General features: G+C 71.0%; 18 protein-coding genes. 9 read left to right on the top strand and 9 right to left on the bottom strand.

The features are described from left to right. Positions 1–22: 22 nt before the first annotated feature. The 5 genes from VFB40_RS04420 to VFB40_RS04400 all read left to right on the top strand — a co-directional run bounded on the left by VFB40_RS04420 (position 23) and on the right by VFB40_RS04400 (position 4,223). Positions 23–526: a hypothetical protein gene (locus VFB40_RS04420; protein ID WP_324847978.1), complete on the top strand. Its 504-nt coding sequence runs from the start codon at positions 23–25 to the stop codon at positions 524–526. Between the two features lie 126 nt (positions 527–652). Further along, positions 653–1,408 (top strand): bestrophin-like domain, encoded by a 756-nt coding sequence (locus VFB40_RS04415; protein ID WP_324847977.1) that lies wholly within the window; start codon positions 653–655, stop codon positions 1,406–1,408. 10 nt (positions 1,409–1,418) lie between these two features. Then, complete coding sequence (locus tag VFB40_RS04410) at positions 1,419–2,552, top strand: hypothetical protein (protein ID WP_324847976.1); 1,134 nt, start codon at positions 1,419–1,421, stop codon at positions 2,550–2,552. Positions 2,553–2,641: 89 nt separating this feature from the next. Next, on the top strand, positions 2,642–3,466 hold the full coding sequence (locus VFB40_RS04405; RefSeq protein ID WP_324847975.1) for a class I SAM-dependent methyltransferase: 825 nt from the start codon (positions 2,642–2,644) through the stop codon (positions 3,464–3,466). A gap of 1 nt (position 3,467) precedes the next feature. After that, on the top strand, positions 3,468–4,223 hold the full coding sequence (locus VFB40_RS04400) for a hypothetical protein (RefSeq protein WP_324847974.1): 756 nt from the start codon (positions 3,468–3,470) through the stop codon (positions 4,221–4,223). A gap of 17 nt (positions 4,224–4,240) precedes the next feature. Here VFB40_RS04400 and VFB40_RS04395 read toward each other — a convergent pair whose 3' ends face one another. Continuing rightward, positions 4,241–5,347 carry a polyprenyl synthetase family protein gene (locus VFB40_RS04395; RefSeq protein WP_324847973.1) on the bottom strand — a complete coding sequence of 369 codons (1,107 nt, stop codon included), beginning with the start codon at positions 5,345–5,347 and terminating at the stop codon, positions 4,241–4,243. Positions 5,348–5,552: 205 nt separating this feature from the next. Here VFB40_RS04395 and VFB40_RS04390 point away from each other — a divergent pair, with 205 nt between their 5' ends. Further along, entirely contained in the window at positions 5,553–7,547 is a 1,995-nt protein-coding gene (locus VFB40_RS04390) for a glycoside hydrolase family 9 protein (protein ID WP_324847972.1), read from the top strand. 297 nt (positions 7,548–7,844) lie between these two features. Here VFB40_RS04390 and VFB40_RS04385 read toward each other — a convergent pair whose 3' ends face one another. From VFB40_RS04385 to VFB40_RS04360, 6 genes are all read right to left on the bottom strand, one after another. Next, positions 7,845–9,458 carry an ATP-dependent DNA ligase gene (locus tag VFB40_RS04385; RefSeq protein ID WP_324847971.1) on the bottom strand — a complete coding sequence of 538 codons (1,614 nt, stop codon included), beginning with the start codon at positions 9,456–9,458 and terminating at the stop codon, positions 7,845–7,847. 148 nt (positions 9,459–9,606) lie between these two features. Next, entirely contained in the window at positions 9,607–10,083 is a 477-nt protein-coding gene (locus VFB40_RS04380; RefSeq protein WP_324847970.1) for a GNAT family N-acetyltransferase, read from the bottom strand. Beyond that, complete coding sequence (locus VFB40_RS04375) at positions 10,080–11,405, bottom strand: MFS transporter (RefSeq protein WP_324847969.1); 1,326 nt, start codon at positions 11,403–11,405, stop codon at positions 10,080–10,082. The genes VFB40_RS04380 and VFB40_RS04375 overlap by 4 nt, the downstream gene beginning before the upstream one ends. 76 nt (positions 11,406–11,481) lie before the next feature. Further along, positions 11,482–13,401, bottom strand: coding sequence for a cellulose binding domain-containing protein (locus VFB40_RS04370; RefSeq protein ID WP_324847968.1), 1,920 nt, complete (start codon positions 13,399–13,401; stop codon positions 11,482–11,484). 173 nt (positions 13,402–13,574) lie between these two features. Next, positions 13,575–13,895 carry a hypothetical protein gene (locus VFB40_RS04365; protein ID WP_324847967.1) on the bottom strand — a complete coding sequence of 107 codons (321 nt, stop codon included), beginning with the start codon at positions 13,893–13,895 and terminating at the stop codon, positions 13,575–13,577. Further along, a complete protein-coding gene (locus tag VFB40_RS04360) occupies positions 13,888–14,055 on the bottom strand; it encodes a hypothetical protein (protein WP_324847966.1) in 168 nt (55 codons plus the stop codon). Before VFB40_RS04360 ends, VFB40_RS04365 begins: the two co-directional genes overlap by 8 nt. Before the next feature lie 373 nt (positions 14,056–14,428). Here VFB40_RS04360 and VFB40_RS04355 point away from each other — a divergent pair, with 373 nt between their 5' ends. Next, positions 14,429–15,112, top strand: a complete 684-nt coding sequence (locus tag VFB40_RS04355; RefSeq protein ID WP_349261344.1) for a TetR family transcriptional regulator — start codon at positions 14,429–14,431, stop codon at positions 15,110–15,112. 424 nt (positions 15,113–15,536) lie between these two features. Continuing rightward, positions 15,537–16,982 (top strand): GH1 family beta-glucosidase, encoded by a 1,446-nt coding sequence (locus VFB40_RS04350; protein WP_324847964.1) that lies wholly within the window; start codon positions 15,537–15,539, stop codon positions 16,980–16,982. A 95-nt stretch (positions 16,983–17,077) separates the two neighbouring features. Here VFB40_RS04350 and VFB40_RS04345 read toward each other — a convergent pair whose 3' ends face one another. Both VFB40_RS04345 and VFB40_RS04340 read right to left on the bottom strand, forming a co-directional pair. Next, on the bottom strand, positions 17,078–19,687 hold the full coding sequence (locus tag VFB40_RS04345; RefSeq protein WP_324847963.1) for a LytR C-terminal domain-containing protein: 2,610 nt from the start codon (positions 19,685–19,687) through the stop codon (positions 17,078–17,080). A gap of 78 nt (positions 19,688–19,765) precedes the next feature. Then, positions 19,766–22,006 (bottom strand): MMPL family transporter, encoded by a 2,241-nt coding sequence (locus VFB40_RS04340; RefSeq protein WP_324847962.1) that lies wholly within the window; start codon positions 22,004–22,006, stop codon positions 19,766–19,768. 176 nt (positions 22,007–22,182) lie between these two features. On the opposite strand from VFB40_RS04340, the gene VFB40_RS04335 reads away from it, so the two are divergent. Continuing rightward, on the top strand, positions 22,183–23,028 hold the full coding sequence (locus VFB40_RS04335) for a TetR/AcrR family transcriptional regulator (protein ID WP_324847961.1): 846 nt from the start codon (positions 22,183–22,185) through the stop codon (positions 23,026–23,028). Positions 23,029–23,036 lie beyond the last annotated feature (8 nt).

The raw sequence follows: 23,036 nt of genomic DNA, 5'->3' as shown, positions 1-23,036 counted from the left end.
CGGGGAAAGGAAACCCGGCGCCATGTCAGTCTCATTCTTCGAACTCGCCGAGGGCGGGTTCTCCGGTCGCGCGGGCAGCCACGACTTTGCGTACCGCCGCCCCCGCGCCGGAGCCAGACCGTGGCAGCGCCGCCTGGGCTGGGCGCTCACCGGGGCCGGCGCGGCGATGATCCCGTGGCTGTTCGTGCTGGCCGCCGAGCTGCCCGCGCAGACCACCGCGGTGCACTGGAACACGGTGTGGGTCGGCCTCGACAGCCTCGAGGCGCTGGGCCTCGCCTCGACCGGGCTGCTGCTGCGCCGCCAGGACTCACGGGCCGGGCTGACCGCCGCGGCGACCGCGACGCTGCTCGCCGTGGACGCGTGGTTCGACGTGCTCACCTCGGCGCCGGGCGCCGACCGGGCGGTCGCGATCGCGATGGCGGCCGGCGCGGAACTGCCGATGGCCGCGCTGTGCGCCTACCTGGCCGTACGGCTCCATCCGCGAAGCGGATCGAACACTACGCCCGAGTATCGAGCGCACGAGTAAGGCCTCGCACTCCCCCATCACCCGAACGAGCGACCCTGGTTCGGTCACCCCCGGGGAATGCTGACCGTGCGGACGCCATGACGTGGCGTGACCGCGATCCGTCAGTCAAGGGGAGGGCCGGGCCACATGGGGCTCGCGATTCTGATCGCTCTTGTCGTGCTAGCGGTGGCCGTGCTGGTAATGCTGGACCGGCGCCGCAAGGAGATGAGGGCCGAGCGCGAAGACGCCTCGGCCGTGGAGTACATCAACATGTTCATCGGCACGCTGTACATGGTGCTGTTGTCGCTGATCGTCGTGTTGCTGTGGCAGAACGTCTCGGACGTCAGCGGGGACGTGCGCACGGAGGCCTCCGGGCTGCAGGCCTTGGCGCAGACGGCGCAGCGCTTGCCGGCGAGTGAGGGGGAACCGCTGCTCAAGGCAGCCCACGAATACGCTGCCGCCGTGCTGAACAGCGAGTGGCCGCCGAAGCCGGGCACGGACAACGGCGCGGACGAGAAGGCGCCGGCCGCGCGCATTCTGGCCGAGGCCCGGGCGGCCGTGACGCATCCGGTGGCGTCCGGCGCGACGGCCGGAACGGTCGAGGACCAGGCCATCGCGGAGATCAACACGGTGGCCGACGCGCGCGACGACCGGCTGGCGAAGTCCGGCTCCGGCGTCCCCGACGTGCTGTTGATCGCGCTCGCCGTGCTCAGCCTGATCACGATCGCCACCCCGCTCGCGCTCGGCCTGCGCGCCGACGCGCTCGCGTTCGCCGGGTTCGTGGTCACGACGGCGCTGGTGTGCCTGGCGTTCTGGTTCGTCGTGGAGCTCCAGTCGCCCTTCCACGGGCTCATCCACGCCAGCCCGCAGCCGTTGCGAGACGTGCTGGCGGCGAACGCGTAGCAGGCTACTGATGCTTCTCTCCCGCTTCGGCGCGCTGCTGGCGACCGGGTTCGTCCTCATCACGGGGCCATCGGCCTTCGCGGCGTCACCCGGCCAGTATCAGGTTGCCGACGCGCGTCTTGGTCTCGACCTCGACGCCTTGCGTCTTTCTACGTTCACTGACACTCTGCCCGGCACCGAGGCGACGGCGTTCCACGCGCTTGCCGGTGACACGGTTCGCCGTGTGTACGTTGTGCGCAACGACGGCCTGCTGCCACTGACCGGCGTATCAGTGCACGACCCTGACGTCTCGTCGGCCGCGATCCGTTGCACGCACGACGGTGACGACGACTCGGACGACAGTGACGGCGCGGATCTCGGCCCGCTGAGCCGGCTGACCTGCTTCGCGACCTTCAAGGCCGCGGTCGGCGAGCACGACGGCCGTGTCACCGCCAGCGCGGTCTCTCCCGTCTTCAACCGCACACCATTCGCCGCAGCCGACACGGGTTATACGGCCATCGCCCCTGGCCTCTCCGCGAGCCTCGCCTTCGCGAACGGCGTGCCGCCCGGCGGTGGTCTGCCCGCTGACACCGCGGTCGGCGCGACGGTGCGGATCGTGAACTCCGGATCGGCCGAGGTGACCGGACTGCGCTTGGTGCCACCGCCCTCGCTGTCCGGTCTCGCCTGCTCCGCAGGGCTTTCCGTCGGATCGCTCGATCCCGGCGCATCAGCCGTATGCTCCGGTTCGCTGAGGACCACGGCCGGCCGCCACGATGACAGCCTGGTCGTCGCAGGGACATGGCTGTGGGATCGGGCGATCACGTCGCAAGGGCAGCAGCCGACACGCCGGTATCCGATCCAAGCCACCACCGATGCCGCGTACAACGGCATCAGGGCCCCGAGCCCGCCCGCATCTCCGGCACCGCCACCAAGTCCGCGCGTCGCCGCCGCGCCGAGACTGCCGGCCGCCTCGCCCCCTCCTTCTCCCCCGGCCTCGCCGACCCCAAGTCCGCCGCGCAGCCCGGTGCCCACGCCGGTTCAGCCGCTTGCGCCGGCGACCGTGCAGTTCGTCCCCTCGCGCGGGCTCTCGTTGCCGCTCAAGGTGCTGGCCATCGTGGTCATCCCCGGAGTCGCCGCCGCGCGCCGCTTCGCGTCCCGCAAGTGAGTCGCATCCCCACGTGAGTCGCGTCCCAAGTGAGCCGTGCCTCAGGTGACCCGGGCCGCACGGGGTATGTCTCCCTCCGAGGAGGCGCAATGCGTACACATTGGGACACAGACGCGCAGGCCAACGCGTTCACGCGCGGATTGTTCGACGGCCTGCCGGAGAAGTACGACCTGCTCGCCGAGGTGCTCTCGTTCGGCCAGAACCGGCGCTGGCGGCACGCGATGGTCGACGCCGCGCTGCGGCTGAGCCCCGACGCGCACCGGGTGCTCGACGTCGCGACCGGAACCGCCGGGGTCGCCCTGGCCTGGAGCCGCCGGACGCCGGCGGACGTGATCGGCGTCGACCTGACCGAGGAGATGTTGCGCGTCGGCCGGGACCGCGTCGCGCGCCACAACGCCGAGGGGCAGATCCGGCTCGTGGTCGGGCGGGCGGAGCAGCTGCCGTTCCCGGACGCCTCCTTCGACGCGCTGACCTTCACCTACCTGCTGCGTTACGTGACCGACCCGGCCGCGACGCTGCGCGAGCTGGCCCGGGTCGTGCGCCCCGGCGGAGCGATCGCGAGCCTCGAGTTCGCCGTTCCGAGCAGGCCGGTCTGGCACACCGCCTGGCGCGGATACACGCGCGCGGTGCTCCCGGCGGCCGGATTCGCCACCGGCGGGCGCGAGTGGGCGCAGGTCGGCCGGTTCCTCGGCCCCTCGATCACCGAGCACTACCAGCGTCATCCGGTCGAGGAGACCGTCGCGCACTGGCGTGAAGCAGGCATCGAAGACGTCGGGGTGCGCACGATGAGTCTCGGCGGTGGAGTGGTCATGTGGGGCAGGAAGGCACGCAGCGCTAAGGACGCCCCGGATGCCACCACGGCGCCCGAGGCCGCGGCCACCCTCGGCGCAGAGCCAGAGTCGAACGGCGCCTGACATGGCCGAAGCCGATTCGCTCTCCCCCGCCTTCTACGCGCGGCGCGGTGGCGCGCGCTGGGACTGGTGGACGGTGCTGCACCCGCCGTACACGCTGTGGCACCTTTCCTATGCCGCGATCGGCGCCGCACTCGCGCCGCACCTCGACTGGCTGATCCTCGGCGCGACGGTGCTCGCGTTCGCGCTCGCGGTGGGTATCGCGGCGCACGCGCTCGACGAGTGGAACGGCCGGCCGCTGCGTACCGGCATCAGCGACAGAGCCCTGTGGTCGGCGGCGATCGTGTCGCTCGCGGCCGCAGCGGCGCTCGGGATCGCGGTGCTGCCGCACACCGGGCTGGTGCTGATCCCGTTCGTGGTGGTCGGAGTCGTGCTCGTACTCGGATACAACCTCGAACTCTTCGGCGGCGCGCTGCACACAGACCTCGGATTCGCCCTCGCTTGGGGGGCGTTCCCCGCGGCGGTCGGTTACGTCGCGCAGGCGCCAGCGTTCAATTCGCCGCGCACTCTCGGCGCTGTCGTCGCCGTCATCGCCGCGACGGCTCTATCTGCGGCGCAACGGCGCCTAAGCACGCCCGCGCGCATGTTGCGCCGGCGAGCGGTGAATGTGACCGGCGTCGTCGAACTCGCCGATGGCTCCACGATGCCGCTCGACAAGGCGGCGCTGCTCAACCCGCTCGACGGTGCTCTCAAGCTGCTGTCTTACGCGGTGCCCGCCATCGCCGCCGCTGTTCTGCTTTCCCGAGTCCCGCACTGGTAGCACCGTCTGCTCGCCCCTCATCCCTCCGTGACGACCGCCACGAGTCCCACCAACGACTCCCGAACCCCCGCGTCCACTTGCACGCCGGAGCTGAGCGCCTCGACCGCCTGCTTTCCCAGCCCTTTGATCCGTTCCTCCACTGCCTGCCGCGCTCCCGCCTCCTCCATCAGTACCCGGATCTCGTCGACCGCCGACCGCGATCCGCTTCCGATGAGCCGTCGCAGTCGTCGCCGACCGGCTGAATCCAATCGCTGATACGCCTCCGCGAGCAGCACGGTGCACTTTCCGTCCCGCAGGTCATCGCCGGACGGCTTTCCGGTGTCGGCGGGGTCGGCAAAGGCGCCGAGCAGGTCGTCGCGCAGCTGGAACGCCAGGCCCAAGGCCAAGCCGTAGGCCTCATACGCCGCCAGCAAGTCCTCGCCCGCGCCGGCCAGCGTGCCGCCGAACCGCAGCGGACCGGTGGTCGTGCACGCGGCGGTCTTGGCGCGCGCCACGGTCAGTGCGTCGTCGAGCTCGAACCAGCCGCTCGCCTGCGCGACCAGATCAAGGTACTGGCCGCGGATCGTCTCGGCGCGCATCGCGTCGTACACGGGCCGGCCGCGCTCCACAGCAGCGGCCGGCAGCCCGCTCTCCCGCAGCAGCCGGTCGGCCCAGACCAGGCAGAGGTCGCCGGCCGCGATCGCCGCGCCGACGCCGAACTGCCCGGCCTCGCCGCGCCAGCCGGCCCCGGCATGCCGAGCGGCGAAGGCCCGGTGCACCGTGGCACCGCCGCGGCGCGTCTCGGAGCCATCCATGACGTCGTCGTGTATCAAGGCACAGGCATGCAGCAGTTCCAGCGACGCACCGCCGCGCACGATCGCGTCGTCAACCGCCAGGCCGGTTCCGGCCCAGCCGAGCACGCAGAGGGCCGCGCGCAGTCGCTTGCCGCCGCGCGTGATCAGGTCGGCGATGCCCGAAACGAACTCCTCGTCCGCGCGCTGCCGGTGCCCGTCCTCGCCCCCGCACGCCCGCCCTCCCGCACCTCGTGTCCCCACTTCATCCAGCGGCACTTCCCCAAGCCGCGCATCGAGGAAATCCGCCAGCACGCCGTCCACGCGCGAACGCAGCGGCTCCAGTTCGCGCATGTCCGACCTCCCAGTTCGCCGCTTCGGGATACCCGGCGGCCGCGGCCTCATCCCTATCCCTCCCCCGCGCGCCCGCTTCCTCTACACGATCTGCCTCATCACGCTGTTCAATTCCTTTCCTTCCACGCCGGTGCGTTGACCGGTGGTCCGCACGGCGCTACGGTGCGCCTCTAGTAAAGGAGATTTACCAGTCAAGGGAGACGCCGTGCCGACCCGTCGCAAGCCGCTGCGCAATCCACGCCCCCGCTCCCGCACCCCTTCGCGCTCGACGCGCCTCGCCGCGGTGGCCACCACCGCGGCCGTCGCCGCCTCACTGAGCCTCGTCGGCCAGGTCAGCGCGCACGCTGCCGCGGCGAGCCAGATCCGCATCGACCAGATCGGCTACCTGCCCACCGACGCGAAGGTCGGCTACCTGATGACCGGCGCGGCCGTATCAGGGGTCAGATTCTCCGTGGTCGACTCCGCCGGCAGGAGCGTCCTGAGCGGCAGCGTCGGATCAACCAGCCGAGGCAAGTGGAACAGCGCGTACCCCGACGTGTATCCGATCACGTTCACCACGCTCACCAAACCGGGCCGCTACCACCTGGTCGTGAGCGGAGCGACGAGCGCCAGCTCCCCGGCCTTCACCATCACCACGGCGTCATCGATGTACCGCAAGCTGGTGGCGGACGGGGTGAACTTCTACCAGGTGCAGCGCGACGGCTCGGACGTGATCAGCGGGGCGCTGCACCGTCAGCCCTCGCACCTCAACGACCGGAACGCGGCCGTGTACAAGTGGCCGCATTTCGCCTCCGGCGGCTCTGACACCATCACCGACAGCGATCTGACCAAGGCCGGCGGCAGCCACGACGTGTCAGGAGGCTGGTTCGACGCGGGCGACTTCCTGAAGTTCACGCACACCGCCGCCTACGGCGACGCCGTCCTGTTCGCCTCGGAGCGCGCACTCGGCGCGTCCGCGCCGGCGACCCTCGACACCGAGGCGCACTACGGCGAGGCCTGGCTGAACAAGATGTGGGATCAGGCCACGATGACGCTCTACCTCCAGGTCGGCATCGGCTCCGGCAACTCGGCCGGCACCTTCACCGGCGACCACGACCTGTGGCGGCTCCCGCAGGCCGACGACGGCGACACCGCCTCCGCGGACCGGTACTCCGCCGCGCACCGCCCGACCTTCGCCGCCGCCGCCCCGGGCGCGAAGATCAGCCCGAACCTGGCCGGCCGCGGGTCAGCCGCGTTCGCACTGGCGGCGCAGGTCGACGCGGCCCGAGACCCGTCCCGCGCGGCCGCCGAGTATCAGGCCGCTACCTCGCTCTACGCGCAGGCGAACACCGCCAGCCCGCCGAATCCGCTGGTGACCGCGCTGCCGAACGCGTACTACCCCGAGAGCACCTGGCACGACGACATGGAGTTCGGTGCCGCCGAGATCGCGCTCGCAGCCCACGCACTCGGCCACGACGCGAACGCCAAGCCGTACCTCGCCGACGCGGCGACGTGGGCCAAGGACTACATCAGCGCGGACACCGGCGACACGTTCAACCTCTACGACACCAGCGCACTCGCGCACGCCGACCTGATCAAGGCCATGGCGGCCGCGGGCGACCCGAGCGGATCAGGGCTCGCAGTCGGCAGAAGCGCGCTGGTCGCAGACCTCAAGCGGCAGCTGCGGACCGCAGCGTCCCGGGCATCGTCAGACGTCTTCCATGCTGGCGGGGTCTACTCGGACTTCGACGTCGACTCGCACACCTTCGGCCTGCTGGCCACCGAGGCGCTCTACCGGCAGGCCAGCGGCGACCGCAGCTTCGCGGGCTTCGCCACCGAGCAGCGCGACTGGCTCTTCGGCGCGAACGCGTGGGGCACCGGCTTCATGGTCGGCGAGGGCGATCTCTACCCGCGCTGCATGCAACACCAGGTGGCGAACCTCAGCGGCAGCACCGACGGCAAGAGCCCGCTCGCGGTCGGCGCCGTCGTGAACGGGCCGAACGGAGCCGATCAGTTCACCGGCGGCCTGGGAGATCTGCAGAGCGGGATGACCGCCTGCCCGGCGAACCAGAACAGTGACCCGTTCGCCGCATTCACTGGTCACGGCAGCCGATTCGTCGACGACGTCAGAAGCTGGCAGACGGACGAACCGGCCCTCGACATGACCGGCACCGCGGTCATCGCGGCCGCGCTCCAAGAGGCGTCGGGCACCGCGCGCTGACTACCCGCTCAACGCGAGGACGGGGCGTGCCTGGACCGCACGCCCCGTTCGGGCGGACCTCGTTGAGCGGTGGATTCGGCCCCGGAAACGGGGCGGTCCCCGGCATCACGGGGGGGATGCGATGCCGGGGACCCTTCCGGCGGGAACGAGTCCACACGCCGGGTGATGGATCAGACGGGGTGGGGTGTCTGATCATGAGCTAGTGTGTCAGCTTCGCCGGGTGGGGGGAAGAGCTGCATCGTTTAGCTCAGGCAAAATCGGTACCAGGGTTTTCTCTGGTCTCCGGCGTATGGTGGTTCAGCCCGCTGAGTCCGGTCCTGGAGCGTCGCCGGCATCCGCCGCCTCACCGGCCGCTGCGCCCGAATCCGGCGCCGAATCACCCGGCTCGCGCGCCGGGAGCAGGGCCCGCACGGAGGTGATCGTGTCGGCGTCCGCCGCTTCCTTGTCCGGGCGGTATCGCAGCACGCGGGCGAAGCGCAGCGCGACCCCGCCGGGATAGCGCGGGCTGACCTGGACGCCGTCGAGCTCGATCTCGACGACCAGTTCGGGCCGCAGATACACGGTCCAGTCGGTGCGGCGCTGCTCGATCTTGGGGAACTGCTCGGTCTGCCAGGCCAGCAGCTCGTCGGTGAGGCCTTTGAAGGTCTTGCCGACCATGATCGGCGGTCCGCCGTCCGGGTCGCGGGCGCCGAGGTGCAGGTTGGACAGGTATCCGGTGCGGCGGCCGTGGCCCCATTCCGCGGCGAGGACCACCAGGTCGAGGGTGTGCACCGGCTTGACCTTCTGCCAGGAGCGGCCGCGGCGGCCGGCCGCGTAGGGCGCGTCCAGCGCCTTGACCATGACGCCTTCGTGCCCCGCGGCGAGCGCCGCCGCGAGCAGATCCTGCGCCTCGTCCGGACTCGGCCGGTACACGCCGGGGATGATGTACGGCCCGGCGACGCGCTGCAGGGCGGCCTGACGTTCGGTCAGCGGCGCGTCGAGCAGGTCGACGCCGTCGAGATGCAGGCAGTCGAAGAAGTACGGGTGCAGCAGCAGATCGCGCTCGGAGGTGGCGCCGAAGCGGCTCATCGTCTCCTGGAACGGCCGCGGCCGGCCCTCATCGGTCAGCGCCAGGGTCTCGCCGTCGAGCACCAGCGTCTCGCAGGGCAGCGCGCGGACCAGTTCGACGAGCTCTGGCACGCTCGTGGTGATCTCTCGCAGCGTTCTGGTGAAGATGTTGACCTGCTGACCGCGGCGGTGCACCTGTATTCGCGCGCCGTCCAGCTTGTACTCGACGCTGACCTCGCCGAGTTCGGTGAGCGCGTCAGGCAGCGACTCGGCCGGAGAAGCGAGCATCGGGCGTATCGGCCGGCCGATCTGCAGGGCGAAGGCGGCGAGCGCGTCCGGGCCGCCGTGCAGCGCGGCCGCGGCGGTGTCGGACAGCGAGCCGGAGAGCATGAAGGCCCGGCGGACGTGCTCTCCGGGCACATCCGCGGCCTTGGCGACCGCGTCGAGCATGACGCCCTCGAGCGCGCCCTGCCGCAGCTCACCGGTGAGCAACCGAAGCAGGAAGTTCTGCTCGTCGGCGGTGGCGGCCCGCAGCAGCGCGCCGAGCAGCTCGCCGCGACGCCCGCGCGAGCCGGTCCCCGAGGTGCCCGCGAGGCTTTCCAGGGCGGTGTCCACCTCGCCGACGGTCAGCGTGGGCTCGGCGGCAGGTGCCGCGTCGAGCTGGGCCAGGGTGCGCCATCCGGTGCCGAAGCGCCCCTGCAGCGGCACGCCGACGAGGAACGCCGCGACGACGCGAACCGCGGCCGGAGCCTGTGTGCTCGAGGCGGCGGCGCGCAGGATGCCGGCCAGCGCGTCGACCTTGGCCAGGCGCGACCGAGTCGCCGCGACGGTGGCGGAGACTTGGACGACCTCGGCGAAGAGCATGTCCCCATCGTGCCGCGAGGTACTGACAAATCGCTCGCGGAGGAAGGAAGCAGCTGGTCAGCGGGCGGAAGCAAACTGCTTCCCCAGTCCGGGCGGCTGCCGAGAGTACGGCTGAGACCGGCCGCTGGGGCTGACCCCGCCCCTGGGCTTAGGACGCGGCCAGGCGGGCGAGAGAGTCGCCGGTGAGCCGGAAGATCGTCCACTCGTCCATCGGCACCGCGCCGAGCGACTTGTAGAAGCCGATCGACGGACCGTTCCAGTCCAGCACCGCCCACTCGACCCGGCCGCAGCCGCGCTCGACCGCGATCTGTGCCAGCCGGGTGAGCAGCGCACGGCCGTGCCCTTCACCGCGGGCGTGCGGCTTGACGTATAGGTCTTCCAGGTAGACGCCGTGACGGCCGAGCCAGGTGGAGAAGTTCAGGAACCACATCGCGAAGCCGACCGCCTCACCGGTGTCGTCGTTCTCGGCGATGAGCGCGTACACGGCGGGATTCTCACCGAACAGCGCGGTACGCAGGTGCGCCTCGGTAGCGGTCACCTCGTGGGGCGCACGCTCGTATTCGGCGAGCTCGCGGATCATGGTGAGGATTGCCGGTACGTCGTCCGAAGTGGCGGTTCTGATCATCGGTCCAGGGTAACGGTGCCTGCAGCGGCTGGGCGCAGCGCCGGGGCCGCCAGCGCGACCGCCATCACCAGCACGACGGGGATAGCGAGCGCCGTCGGCAGTCCGACGAGTTCCGCGACGCCGCCGATGACGATCGGCCCGACGACGAAGCCGATGAAGCCGAGGCTGGCAACACGCGCGATCGCCTCGCCCGCGCGGGCCGGATCGCGGCTGCCCGCCGTGGAGAACACCTGCGGAACGATGCAGGACAGGCCCGCGCCCAGGCACGCGAAGCCGACGACCCCGGCGATCGGCGCGTTGACGAGCAGTCCGGCGGCGAGGCCGACCGAGGCGAGGACGCCGCAGCCGCGGACCAGTCGCACCGGTCCGAGTGCCGCGGTGAGCCGGTCCCCCACAAGCCGGCCTGCCGTCATCGCGATCGCGAACGCGGCGTAGGCGGTGGCGGCGAATCCGGCGCTGGTGTGCAGGTTGTCGCGCAGGTAGACCGCGCTCCAGTCCGCCGCCGCACCCTCTCCGACCAGGCAGCAGAACGCGAGCGCACCCAGGAAGAGGACCGCGCTGGATGGAGCGATGAAAGTCCGCAGCCGGGTGCGCGGAGGCGGAGATGAAGAAGGCGCTGGAGAAGAGGCGGTGCGGACGGAAGACGGAGCTGAGTCAGCAGGCTGCGATGACTGTGGCGCAACGGGTTCGGCCTCGGTGAGGGCTGTCATCGCCTGCTGCGATAGAGCCCATCGCGATGACCAGCCGACACCGAGCACGACCAATCCCGTGACGGTCGCGAAGCTTACCGCCGGGCCGAGCCCGGCGCGCGCGTACAAGCCGCCCAGCGCGGAGCCGATGAAGCCGCCGATGCTGTACACCGCGTGAAACGAGGAGATGATCGGCCGGCCCCAGGCGCGTTGTACCTCGACCGCGTTCGCGTTCATCGCGACGTTGAGCGTGCCGTGCACCGCGCCGAAGCCGAACAGAGCCAGCACGAGCAGCGGCAGGTCCGGCGCGAACGCCGGGCCGAGCAGCAGTGCGCCGTCCGCGAGCGCGGCCGGAAGCATGACGCGCCGGCTGCCGTATCGGTCCACGAGCCGGCCCACCGCCTGCATGCCGACGATCGCCCCGGCGGCGAAGGCGAGCAGCGCCAGGCTCAGCTGGCCGTCGCTGACGCCGAGCCGCTGCTTGACGGCCGGGATCCGCGCGGTCCAGGAGCCGAGGATGACGCCGTAGAGGAGGAAGAGCAGCGCGACCGCGATCCGGCCGCGCAGCAGCGGGTGTTCTCTCAGGGCTCTCATGCCGAACGCCACGCGGGGTGCGGCGTCGGTCTTGGTCATCCGGCCACGGTAGCGCGTGGCGTTCGGCATGAGTACGGGATTAGCCGGTCAGAGGGCTAGGCGAGCGGCGGTTGCGTTACGACGTCGAACAGGCGGCTCCGTTGAGCGTGAACGCCGTCGGCGTCGCGTCGCTGTTTGTCCAGGTGCCCTGCCAGCCGACCGAGACGGTTCCGCCCGGACTGATCGATCCGTCATAGGAGACGTTCGTGGCGGTGACCGCCGTTCCGCTCTGTGTCACCGTCGCGCTCCAGGCGTTGGTCACCTTCTGGTCGCCGGGATAGGCGAACTTGAGTGTCCAGCCGTTGATGGCTGATGTGCCGGTGTCCTTGATGGTCACGTTGGCGACGAAGCCGCCGGGCCATTCGCTGGACTTGACGTACGAGACGTTGCACGTCGCGCCGCCGGTGCTCGCGCTCGGCGAGGCAGAGGGCGAAGACGACGGCGAGGAGGAGGGAGAGGAGGACGGGGACGCGGACGGCGAGGACGACGGGCTCGTGCTCGGGCTCGCCGAGGGGCTGCCGGAGCTGCCGCTGCCCGAGATCACGTACGTCACCAGCGAACGTGCCGGAATGCTGGCGCTGAACGATCCACCGGTGAGCGGGATCGCCGTCTGCGCGGCAGCGTTGTTCGAGCCGTTGGTCAGTACGGGCGTCACGGTTCCGCTGGTGATGCCGGCGTTCTGCAGCGCGTAGCTGACCGAGTCGGCGCTGTTCGCGGTGTTGAGTACGACCACTGCGACGGTGCCGTCGGTGTTCTTGTACGCGCTGAGGTTCAGGCCGCTGTCCGCGGTGGTGGCGGCGATCCGGGTCGCGCCGGGGTGGATGTAGCGGCTGTAGTTGGCGAAGGCCCAGAGCCGTCCGGTCGGGATGACCGAGGAGCCGTTGATCTCCAGCAGGCCCTCGTTGTCGCCGTTCTCGGACGGGGTGGTGCTGCCCCACCAGTACAGGAAGGCGCTCAGGTTCGCGCCGGTCAGGCCCTGGTGGATGTGCTGCGCCCAGGTGAAGCCGGAGGCGTCGCTGCCGTCGTCCCAGGCCGAGTTGAAGCCGTCGAACGTGGACCACTCGGTCTGCCAGGCCGGCTTGCTCCAGCCGGACAGCGGCGAGGTCGGCGCCGCGGTGTAGCCGTGGCTGGTCAGCACCTTGGTGTACGAGTTGGCGGTCGTGTCACTCGCGATCGCGGACGCGTACTGGCTGGCGTAGTCCCAGCCCTCGGTCGCGCAGCACTCCACCTGCGTGGACAAGCCGGAATTCGCCACGGCGGGGCCGAGCGTGTCGAGCAGCTGCGCGGTCTGGGACGGGCTCAGCTGCATGCTGTCGTAGCTCGTCGAGAGGTTGGCCTCGTTCTCGGGGCCGATGTAGGTGAGCGGGACGCCCGCGGCGGCGTAGTCCTGGGCGTACTGCACCAGGTAGTTGGAGTACGCCTGCACCCAGTTGCCGCTGCTGCACGTGGCGCCGGTCAGGCCGCACACCGCTCCGCCGTTGCTGGTGGAGTTGTTGGTCTTCATGAACGCGGGGGCGCTCCAGGCGTCGGCGAAGACGTTGTTGACGCCGTAGAGGCTCTTGATCTGCTGGGCGAACCACAGCTGGCCCTGGTCCTGGTTGATCGAGGCCAGCGACGAGTACGAGGGAGCGGCGGTGGGGCTGCCCGGCGAGGTCGGCTCGATGGTGCTGCCCGAGTCGGCGCTGATCTCGTTGCGCAGCATGGTCAGCCCGGCCCCGGAGGTCGGGCTGTAGAGCAGGCTGAGCACCTGCTGCTGAACCGCGGCGGAGGCGCTCATGACCGTCGACGCTTCGCCGAAGCCCTCGGAGGCGCCGAATCCGGTAATGCTCTGATATGTCGTCGCCCCGTTGATGGTCACGGTTCCGGCGGCGTAGGCCGATTGCGACTGTGACACGGCGATGGTCACGCCACTGGCGACGAGCAACACGGCGAGCGGCGCGCGTACCGCGTTCCAGCGGCGCGCCGTGATGTGGGCAACCCGTTCGGTCGTGGACACGGCGGCGCGCCCTCCCTTCTCGACGGCCGGCCGGACCTCGTGTCTGACCAGCCAGGGAGAAGGTACGAAGGGCGCCGCGGGGACTCAACGGTAAGCGGTCTGCGGGCGGAGTACGGCCAGCACGACCGTGAATCTTTCACGGATCGGTGCCGGGCCCGCAAGGGAGAACGAGCTCAGGACCCGAACTTCCACAGCACGCCGTGCCCGGCTTCCGAGTGCAGGGTGAGGAACGCGAAGACGGCGAGGTCCGCGACGCCGAGCACGATCGCCAGCACGGCGCGGCCGCGGCGCGGGTTGGCGCCGCGCAGCGCGGCGATGCCGAGGCCGATCGCGAGCGGGCCGAGCACCAGATTGCCGACCAGCAGGCCGACGAGCCCGCTGACGAACGCGACGACGGACTTGCCGCTGTTGTCGCGGGCCGTGTTGCGGAGCTGGCCGTTCGGGGCGGCAGTGCGGTTCGACGAGCCGGTGTGGTTCGAGATGAGGTCAGCCACGACGCACCCCCTTGCGGAAGAGGCCGGTGTTGGACAGGGCGGTGCGGGCCGCGAACAGCAGCAGCCAGCCGCCGATGAGCGCCGTCAGCGCGAGCGCGACGGGCCCAGAGACGAGGGACAGGGCGCCCATGATCAGGGCGAACACGGTGAGTCCCGCCATCAGGAGAATCATGGTTCCGCCTTCCGGGCCGCAGCTGGGTTGCGACCGGTAGCAGTGGCAGCGATAGCTAGGCGTCGTCGCCTAAATCCGTAACAGTTGTTCACTGAAATCCAGGATACCCTGTCGAGAGTGGGAGAACAGTCGTTAACCGAGTGAGTTGGGCCACATGAGCCGTCCGCAGAGCGAAAAGCCAGGCCCGGCGTCCGCCGACATCAGGATCGGGACGCTTGGGGCCGCGTTTGAGGTCGGGGTCGAGGCCGGGGTCGGGGTCGAGGCCGGCGTCGAGGACGAAGCCGAGCTGGAGACCGGCGCCACGGCCGGGGCCGGGACAGGCCAGGCCAGCGGAGTCGAGGTCGCCGCCGGCGTCCGACAAGTGCGAAAGCAGCGGACCCGCCAGGCACTGCTCGACTCCGCGCTTCAACTGCTGGAGCAGCAGAGCCTCAGCAGCCTCGGCTTGCGTGAGGTCACTCGTGCGGCGGGCATCGCCCCGGCTGCGTTCTATCGGCACTTTCCCGACATCGCGGCGCTCGGCGTCGCGCTGGTCGAGGAGTCCTTCGGCAGCCTGCGCGCCATGGTGCGGGAGATCCGCGCACAGGGCGGCGACGTGGACGACGTGATCGGCCGGTCCGTCGACGTGATCGCCGAGCACGTGCACGAGCAGCCGGCGCACTTCCGGTTCCTCGCCCGCGAGCGGCACGGCGGAGTCGCGGCCGTACGCGCCGCCATCGCCGCCGAACTGGACGGCTTCGTGCGCGACCTGGTCGAGGACCTGTCCGCGCAGCCGGATTCGGCCGGCTGGTCGGCGACCGAGATCCGTATCTTGGCAGAGCTCTACGTCAACCACACGATGCTGACCGCGACCGCGATCCTGGAGGCGACGACCGGCGAGCCGCGCCTTGGCGTGGAGCCGGCCGACGTTGAGACGCGCGCCGATACCCATGCGCGGCCGAGCGAGCAGGCCATTGTGGAAGCGGCACGTATGCAGCTGCGACTCATCTCGCTCGGCCGACGCCACTGGCTCGACGAACGACCCCATCATCAGCGCCCGGAGACCTGAGACCTGAGACCTGAGACCTGAGACCTGAGGGAGCGTAAGTTGCACCCCTGCGCGCTGAAATCTGACGGAGCGTAAGCTGTCGCCACCGCCGCTCGACCCCATGCGGCGCGGCGCTCGCGATCATCGTCCGGCGGGCGCGTCGCGGGATGGTGCGAGTTTCATCTCGAGCCGCTGGTCGCACGCCCGTTCGCGAGGCACGTTTGACAGCGGTGGTCCGTACCGGGATCCTGATCCCGTGAGAGCGCTCTCAAGGTCGGCGCTCCGTACACGGCCACGCTCGCGTCACCGGGCTCGGTCGGCGAATAATACGGTCAGTGGTCGGCCCACGACAGCGCGCTTTCGGTGAGCGCGACGACGCGGGGCTGTCGGGTGCGGCGCGGGGTGTACCCGGCTGCGGTCGGGCCACCGGAAGAGGGGATTCCCCATGACAGTCACCGCGGGAGCCGCCCGGGTCGGAGTTGGGACGCAGGGGGCCGCGGCGACCGCCGCTCCGCCGCGCCGCTTCCCAGCCGGCTTCCACTGGGGGGCGGCCTCGTCCTCCTACCAGATCGAGGGCGCCTGGGACGAGGACGGCCGCGGCCCGTCGATCTGGGACACCTTCTCACGCACGCCGGGCAAGGTACGCAACGGCGACACCGGCGACGTGGCCATCGACCACTACCACCGCTACCGCGAGGACGTGCGGATCATGGCCGACCTCGGCCTGACCGCCTACCGCTTCTCCACCGCCTGGCCGCGGGTGCAGCCCACCGGCAGCGGCCCGGTCAACGCGCGCGGCCTGGACTTCTACGAGCGGCTCGTCGACGAGCTGCTCTCCTTCGGCATCACGCCGTTCCTCACGCTCTACCACTGGGACCTGCCGCAGGCGCTCGAGGACCAGGGCGGCTGGACCAACCGGGAGACCGCGCTGCGCTTCGCCGAGTACGCGGAGCACGTCGCGCGCCGGCTCGGCGACCGGGTCGAGTTCTGGACCACGCTGAACGAGCCGTGGTGCTCGGCCTATCTGGGTTACAGCAGCGGGAAGCACGCCCCGGGCCGCATCGACCAGGCCGCGTCGCTGGCCGCGGTGCATCACCTCAACCTCGCGCACGGCCTCGGCGCCCAGGCGGTGCGCGCGACCGTCGGCGCGGCCGCGCAGCTGTCGGTGACGCTGAACCTGTGCGCGGTCCGGGCGGCCAGTGACAGCCCCGCGGACCAGGAGGCCAAGCGCCGCATCGACGGAGTCGCGAACCGGCTGTTCCTCGACCCGATGCTGCGCGGCGTCTACCCGGCGGACGTGCTGGCGGACACCGCGGGGATCACCGACTGGTCGTTCGTCCGCGACGGCGACCCGGCGACGATCAACGCCCGGCTCGACGCCCTCGGCATCAACTACTACACGCCGCTGACCGTCGCGGCCCCGGACGGCAGCGGACACGTCGAAGAGGTGACCGACCACCCCGGCTGCGGCGACCTGAGCTTCCCGCCGGTGGACCTGCCGCGCACGGTGATGGACTGGCCGATCGACGCGGACGGGCTGCACGAGCTGCTGCTGCGGGTGCACCGAGACTACGACGGCATCCCGATGCTCATCACCGAGAACGGCATGGCGAACGACGACTACGTCGGCCCGACCGGCGAGGTGCACGACCCGGAGCGGATCGCGTACGTGTCCGACCACATCGACGCGGCCGCGCGCGCCATCGAGGACGGTGTCGACCTGCGCGGGTACTTCCAGTGGTCGCTGCATGACAACTTCGAGTGGGCGTACGGATACGGCAAGCGCTTCGGCATCGTGTACGTCGACTACCCGACGCAGAAGCGGATCCTGAAGTCCTCCGCGCACTGGTACCGCGACCTGATCGCGCAGGAGCGCGGCCTGGCGGAGTAGCGGGTCCTGCTCGGCTCGGCAAAACCAATCAGGTCTCTGTGTCCCGCTGAACGGGACACAGAGACCTGATTGGTTTTCGTGGCGATTCGGGCGGGTCAGCCTGCCGGGTACGTGTCGCCGGTCGTCCAGTCGGTGCCGATGACGACGGTGACCTCGGTGTAGGTGTTCGACTGCGTCAGGTTGGCGGTCGGGATGGCGAGCGCCTTGGCCACGGCCGCGGCCGAGTCGGCGCGGGTGGACGGGTAGAAGATCTTCGTCGCGGTGGTCTTCGTCATGTTGCCGCCGACGGTGGCGAGCACGAAGCCGTCCTTCACCAGCGCGGCCTTGATCATCGAGGCGCGCTGGCTGACGCCGCTGGCGTTGAACACGGCGGCGTGGACCCGCGCGATGTCGACGGCGGCCGCCCCGGTCGTCCCGGGTGCGGTGGCCGAGGCGGACGGCGAGGCCGATCCGTTGGTCATCGCGCCGTTCGTCGCGCCGGCGGAGGCCATGGCGCCCGCGTCCGGGGTGGTCGTGGTCTGGTTCATCGGGCCCTGAGAGGCGGAGGTCGGGTCGGCGACCGCGCCGCTGCCGGAATTCCCGGACGGCCGGGTGACGAAGTAGGCGATCAGCGCGAGCACCACGACGCCGACCGTGCCGCCGATGATCATCAGCTTCCGGTTGCCGCCCGCGCCGCCGTTGTTGCCGCCGTGCTCGCCTCTGCCGGTGCCGCCGCCGTGCGAGCTGCGGCCGTGGGCGGAGCGGCCGCGTGGGCTTTCCTCGTCGTCGAGGTCGATGTCGCGGTTCGTGCGGCCCTCGGCGCGGGCGGCGCGGCCGGCCTCAAGCCGCGACTGGCGGGGTATCGACCCGGTGGACGGCTCGTCGGTCGCGGATGTGGGCAGGCCGCCGGACGGCGACCTGGTGCCGGGCCACGCGTCGGATCCGGTCGCACCCGGTCGCTGCGGGCCGGAGCCCGACGGACGCGAGCCGGCAGGCGGCGGCGGGGACGAGGAGGGGCCGGACGAGGGCGCGAAGGGCGCCGCGGGGATGTCGCTGCGCGAGTCGCCGGGGCGGGTGCCTCCAGCAGGGTACTGACCCGGTCGTGGGCCGTCGGGCCGTGGCTGGCCCGGGCGCAGGCCTTCCGTGCGGGGCGGCTCAGGACGCGAAGTCTCGGGACGGAACGGGTCGGGGCGCTGGCCGTCAGGTCGTGCGGCGTCGGGGCGGGGCGGGGCTTCGAACGCGGGGCCGCCGAATTGCGCGGTGCGGTGCTGACCCGAGTCGAAGTACTCGCCGCCGCGGGTCGGGTACTGGCCGGAATCGAACCGGTCCGGATCGAACTGGCTGGTGGGCCCCTGATCGGTGGGCCCCTGACCGGTTGGGCGCGGTCCGGTGGGCTGCTGTCCGGAGTCGCCCGGTCTGCGATCGAACTGGCTCCGGTCGAACTGGCTCCGATCGAACTGGCTGCGGTCGAACTGGCTCGTGGCGTGCTGACCGGTGTCCGCGGGATTCGGAGCGAAGGCGTTCGGTTCGAACGGCTTCGGCTCGAACTGCGAGCGATCGAACTGTCCGGAAGCGAACTGACCTGAAGCGAACTGACCTGAAGCGAATTGACCCGTGCCGGACGCGCCCGCGTCGAACTGGCCGGTCTTGAACTGGCCGCTGTCGCCGCGGCCGCGCCTGGTCGGATCGGAGATGCGGGGCAGATCGGCGCCGGTGGGCAGGTCGCCGAAGTCAGGCTGCGGTGCGCGATCCGCTTCGGCGCTGTCGGGCGCTCCGCCGTGCCGCGCCCTGGTCGGCAGCGGCGGTCCGTCTAATCGCGGTTGGGCCTGCGGCGGGACCGGCGCCTGCGGCGGGAACGACGACGTCGGCGAGGACGGTCCGGAGGGCGGCGGCGTGCCGGTCGGCGAGGGCGTGGGCGAGGCCGAGGGGGAGGGCCCCGGCGGCAACGCGGCGTGCGGACGCGCCTGCCGCGGCAGGTATCCGTGTCCGGGGGCCGACTGCGGTTGTGGCGGGCGCGGCGGCGTCAGCTGCGGCGACGGCGCTTGACCGTGCGGCGGCACCGGCTGCATCGGGTTCGGCGCGGACATCGCACCCGGCCCCGGATGCGGCTGCTGCGGTTGGAAGGCCGTGGACGGCAGGGCCGGCTGCACGCGGCTGGGCTGCGGGCGCGGCGGTTCGGGGGTCTCCTCGCGCCGGTAGACCGGCCGGAAGTCGTCCTCGCGCGGCACGCCGATGCCGCTCGGCAGCCCGGAGGCCGCCCCGGCTTCGGGCGCGCTGCCGCCGAGCCAGCTCTCAGAACCCTGCTGCGCCGCGTCCGGCCGCCGGGGTCCGGGGCCCGGCCGCCGCGGCGCCGAGTCCGACCGGTGCTGCGCCGCGTCCGGCCGCGGTTCGTCAGGGCCCTGCCGGGTCGGCCCGCGCCACGCGTGGGAGCCCTGGGCGTCAGGGCTCTGCCTGGCGTGCTCGCTCCTGCGGTCGACGCTCGCCTGGCCGCCGACGCTCGGCCGCAGCCAGGAGTCCGCCGAGGCCTCCGGTGTGGCCGCCGCCTCGGCGCCCGCGCCGGAGCCCGCGGCGGGCTCGGCGCCGGCCTCCTGCTGCCACGGCTGCTGCCGGTCCCAGGGGCGTTGCAGCTGCTGCTGGCGCTGCCACTCCCGGTAAGCCTCCGACAACCCGTCGTCGCCCCCGGCGCCGTGCTCGCCGCCCTGATACCAGCCGCGCTCGTCGCTCATCGGCCCGGATCCCTTCCGCGCCAGCCGACGGCCTCGGCCGGACCGCGTCCAGGCCGACCTCGAAGACCGACTAACCGACTAACCGTTGTCTGCGTGTGCCAGTTGACTGTAGCGGCTGTCCGGTTGTTCAGTCACTGGTCCTTCGCTCAGTCCGATGCGGCGATGCGCCGCGCGCAGCCAGCTCGGGGCGTACCAGATGCGCTCGCCGGCGAGCGCGGTGACCGACGGCACGAGCACCCCGCGTATCAGGGTCGCGTCAAGCAGCACGGCGAGTCCGGCGCCTAGCCCGAGCATCTGCAGGAAGCTGACGCTGCTGGTCCCGAAGGCGAAGAAGGTGACCGCGAGCAGTCCGGCTGCCGTGGACACGATCCGTCCGGTGCGGGCGAGGCCGTGCACGACCGCGGTGGTCGTATCCGTGCCCTGATCGTGCATCTCCTTGATACGGCTGGTGAGGAAGGCCTCGTAGTCCATCGACAGGCCGAACGCGAGGCAGAGTGCGAGCACTGTCATCGAGGTGTCCATCGGCCGCGGCGTGGCGGCCAGCAGGGAGGTGAGATGGCCGTCCTGGAAGACCCAGGTCATCACGCCGAGCGCGGCCGACAGGCTCAGACCATTGACGACCAGGGCCCGGAGGGGCTGGATCACGCTGCCGGTGAACAGGAACAACAGCAGGAAGGTGGCGATCACCACGATGAGCAGCGCCCACGGCAGGTGCGACCCGATCGAGCTCTTGGCGTCGACCAGCGCCGCGGTGCGCCCGCCCACCAACGTCCCGACATGATCCGGCCCCGGCAGTGCTCTGATGTCGCCGACGAGCTGCTGCGCGGCCGAGGAGGTCGGGTCGGGCGCGATGACGACCGTGTACCGCTGTGCCGCCGCGTTTCCCAGTGCCGCGTTGCCCGGGTCGCCCGGCGCGCTACGCCCGGCGGCGAAGGTGCCGACGCTGCTGTCGACTCGGACGACGCCGGGCAACGTCGAGAGCTGACGTGCGTAGTCCGCGTTCGCCGCCGTGGATGCCACCGGGCCGGCTGTCACCACGTTGACCGTCGTCGCGGTGTCGCCGGAGAAGTCCGCGCTGACGGCCTCGGAGACCTGCCGGCTGGACATCCCCGGCCGCAACACGGTCTGGTCCGGCGTGCCGAATGTCACACCGAGCAACGGGGACGCGGCGACCAGCAGCACGGCCAGCACCGGCACCGCGGCGAGCACCGGCCGGCGCGTGACGCCGCGCGCGATCCGGCCCCACAGCGGCGAGGCGTCTCCGCGTCCTGATGCGGCCCAGCGCAGCCGGCCCGCGTTGACCCGGTGCCCGAGGAGCGCGAGCAGCGCCGGGATGACGACGACCGTGCTGACCGCGGCGATCAGCGCGACGCCGATGCCCGCGAACGCGAAGGACTTGAGGAAGAACTGCGGGAAGATGAGCAGCGCGGTGAGCGCCACGGCGACGGTGGTCGCCGAGAACAGGACCGTGCGACCGGCCGTGGCCGTAGTGTGCACGACCGCGTCACGCACGTCCTGCCCGGCGGCGAGCTGCTCGCGGAAGCGGCTGACCATCAGCAGCGCGTAGTCGATGCCGAGGCCGAGCCCGAGCTGGGTGGTCAGGCTGATCGCGTAGATCGAGACGTTGGTGACCGAGCCGAGGATGAACAGCTCGGCGAAGGTCGCCAGGATCGCGATGCCGCCGATCGCCAGCGGCAGCAGCGCGGAGACCACGCTGCCGAACGCGAAGATCAACAGGATGAGGATGAGCGGCACGGCGATTCCCTCGGCCAGCGCGAGGCTCTTGCCGACCTGCGCGTTAACCTGCACGTTGATCGCCGCGTCGCCGCCGGCCAGCACCGAGATCGCCGAGCTGCCGATGCCCGCGCCGGGCGCCGCGTATGTGGCGATCAGGCTCTTGGCGCCGTCGGTGACCTGCTGATCGCTGCCTTTGACGTGCAGCAGCACCATCGCCTGCGTGCCGTCCTTGGAACGCAGCGCCGGCGCCGGAGTGGTCCAGTAAGACGTGACGCGGTCGATCGTCACGGTACGTGCTGCGAGCGAGTCGGTCAGCTGCAGCCCGGCGCTCTGCACGTCGGCGGAGTCGACGGTGCCGTGTTGCGCGCGTACGAGCAGGATCAGGTTGTCCTCGCCGCCGAAACGCGCGTTGATCTGGTCGGCGGCCTTGGTCGACGCCGAGTGCGGGTCGTCGAAGCCGCCGCCTTGCAGCTTTCCGAAAGCTCCGACGCCGATCACCGCCGCCGCTGCTAACAAAATGCCCGTCACCAGCAGCACGAGTCGTGCCCGCCGGTACATCAAATCGCCAAGCCGGTGAAGCATCCGTCCGCCCTCCATCGGTGGAACGCCAGTCCCCTGTGCCGCTGCTCGCCTGTCACTGCTTGCTGAAGTCGCCGCTGTTGAAGTCACTGCCGTGCGACTGCTGCGCAGTCGTCCGGTTTGTCTCGTCGTCGCCCGTTGTCCGCTGCGCGGGGACACCGCACACTTGACGCACCAATGTGTACGACGTTCACTTTGCAGGTAAGGCCACGCTATCGACCAATGTGAACGGCGTCAACATGTCGGTGGCCCGGAGGACGCAGGTGATAATGGCGGGCATGAACGCGCATGCCGGGGGCCAGGCAGGTCCGAACGCCGAGCCCGCCAACGAGCCCGGGCGCGCGCGCTACCACCATGGCGACCTGGCCAACGCGCTGACCCGTGCAGGCGTCGCACTGGCTCGTGAGGGCGGCCCCGACGCCGTGGTGCTGCGCGAGGCGGCGCGGCAGGTCGGCGTGTCCCCGGCGGCGGCCTATCGGCACTTCGCAGGGCACGACGATCTGCTGTACGCGGTGAAGTTGCGCGCTCAGCAGGAACTCGCTGACGCCATGGAGGCCCGTGTTAAGGCCGCGACGCCAGAGGCGGATCCGGCTTTCGAGGCGCTACGCCGCCTTACCGCAGTGGGCTTTGCGTATCTGCACTTCGCGCTTGAGGAGCCCGGTCTGTTCCGTACCGCGTTCTGCCACACTGAGCAGCCCGCCAATGAGGCAGATGACCAGGTTGAGACGGAGAACAGCGAGCAAGGGCAGCCGCAGGGCGCGGGACCGGACAGTACGGTACCTGCGGTCAGAGATCTGCGTCGTTACCGGGCGTTCGAAATCCTGAGCGAGAGCCTCGATCTGCTCGTGCAGCTGGGTCTGCTGCGGCCGGAGCGCCGCGCCAACGCCGAACTCCCCGCCTGGGCGATGGTGCACGGCCTGGCCACCCTCCTGCTGGACGGCCCGCTCGATCTGGGCGACAAGGCGGCGCAGAACGCCATGCTCCAGATGTGCCTGGACACGATCGTCAACGGGCTCGTGAACTGACGGTTCGA

The organism is Actinocrinis sp., from assembly GCF_035650855.1.
Lineage (GTDB): Bacteria > Actinomycetota > Actinomycetes > Streptomycetales > Catenulisporaceae > Actinocrinis.
The sequence above is the reverse complement of the archived record's forward strand: the minus strand, read 5'-3'. Positions and strand labels throughout refer to the sequence as shown.

Coding starts and splice junctions, on each gene's coding strand:
- VFB40_RS04410 (WP_324847976.1), top strand. CDS start 1,419: ATGCTTCTCTCCCGCTTCGGCGCGCTGCTGGCGACCGGGTTCGTCCTC.
- VFB40_RS04405 (WP_324847975.1), top strand. CDS start 2,642: ATGCGTACACATTGGGACACAGACGCGCAGGCCAACGCGTTCACGCGC.
- VFB40_RS04400 (WP_324847974.1), top strand. CDS start 3,468: ATGGCCGAAGCCGATTCGCTCTCCCCCGCCTTCTACGCGCGGCGCGGT.
- VFB40_RS04415 (WP_324847977.1), top strand. CDS start 653: ATGGGGCTCGCGATTCTGATCGCTCTTGTCGTGCTAGCGGTGGCCGTG.
- VFB40_RS04345 (WP_324847963.1), bottom strand. CDS start 19,687: ATGAGCGACGAGCGCGGCTGGTATCAGGGCGGCGAGCACGGCGCCGGG.
- VFB40_RS04380 (WP_324847970.1), bottom strand. CDS start 10,083: ATGATCAGAACCGCCACTTCGGACGACGTACCGGCAATCCTCACCATG.
- VFB40_RS04375 (WP_324847969.1), bottom strand. CDS start 11,405: ATGACCAAGACCGACGCCGCACCCCGCGTGGCGTTCGGCATGAGAGCC.
- VFB40_RS04360 (WP_324847966.1), bottom strand. CDS start 14,055: ATGGCGGGACTCACCGTGTTCGCCCTGATCATGGGCGCCCTGTCCCTC.
- VFB40_RS04385 (WP_324847971.1), bottom strand. CDS start 9,458: ATGCTCTTCGCCGAGGTCGTCCAAGTCTCCGCCACCGTCGCGGCGACT.
- VFB40_RS04395 (WP_324847973.1), bottom strand. CDS start 5,347: ATGCGCGAACTGGAGCCGCTGCGTTCGCGCGTGGACGGCGTGCTGGCG.
- VFB40_RS04340 (WP_324847962.1), bottom strand. CDS start 22,006: ATGCTTCACCGGCTTGGCGATTTGATGTACCGGCGGGCACGACTCGTG.
- VFB40_RS04350 (WP_324847964.1), top strand. CDS start 15,537: ATGACAGTCACCGCGGGAGCCGCCCGGGTCGGAGTTGGGACGCAGGGG.
- VFB40_RS04420 (WP_324847978.1), top strand. CDS start 23: ATGTCAGTCTCATTCTTCGAACTCGCCGAGGGCGGGTTCTCCGGTCGC.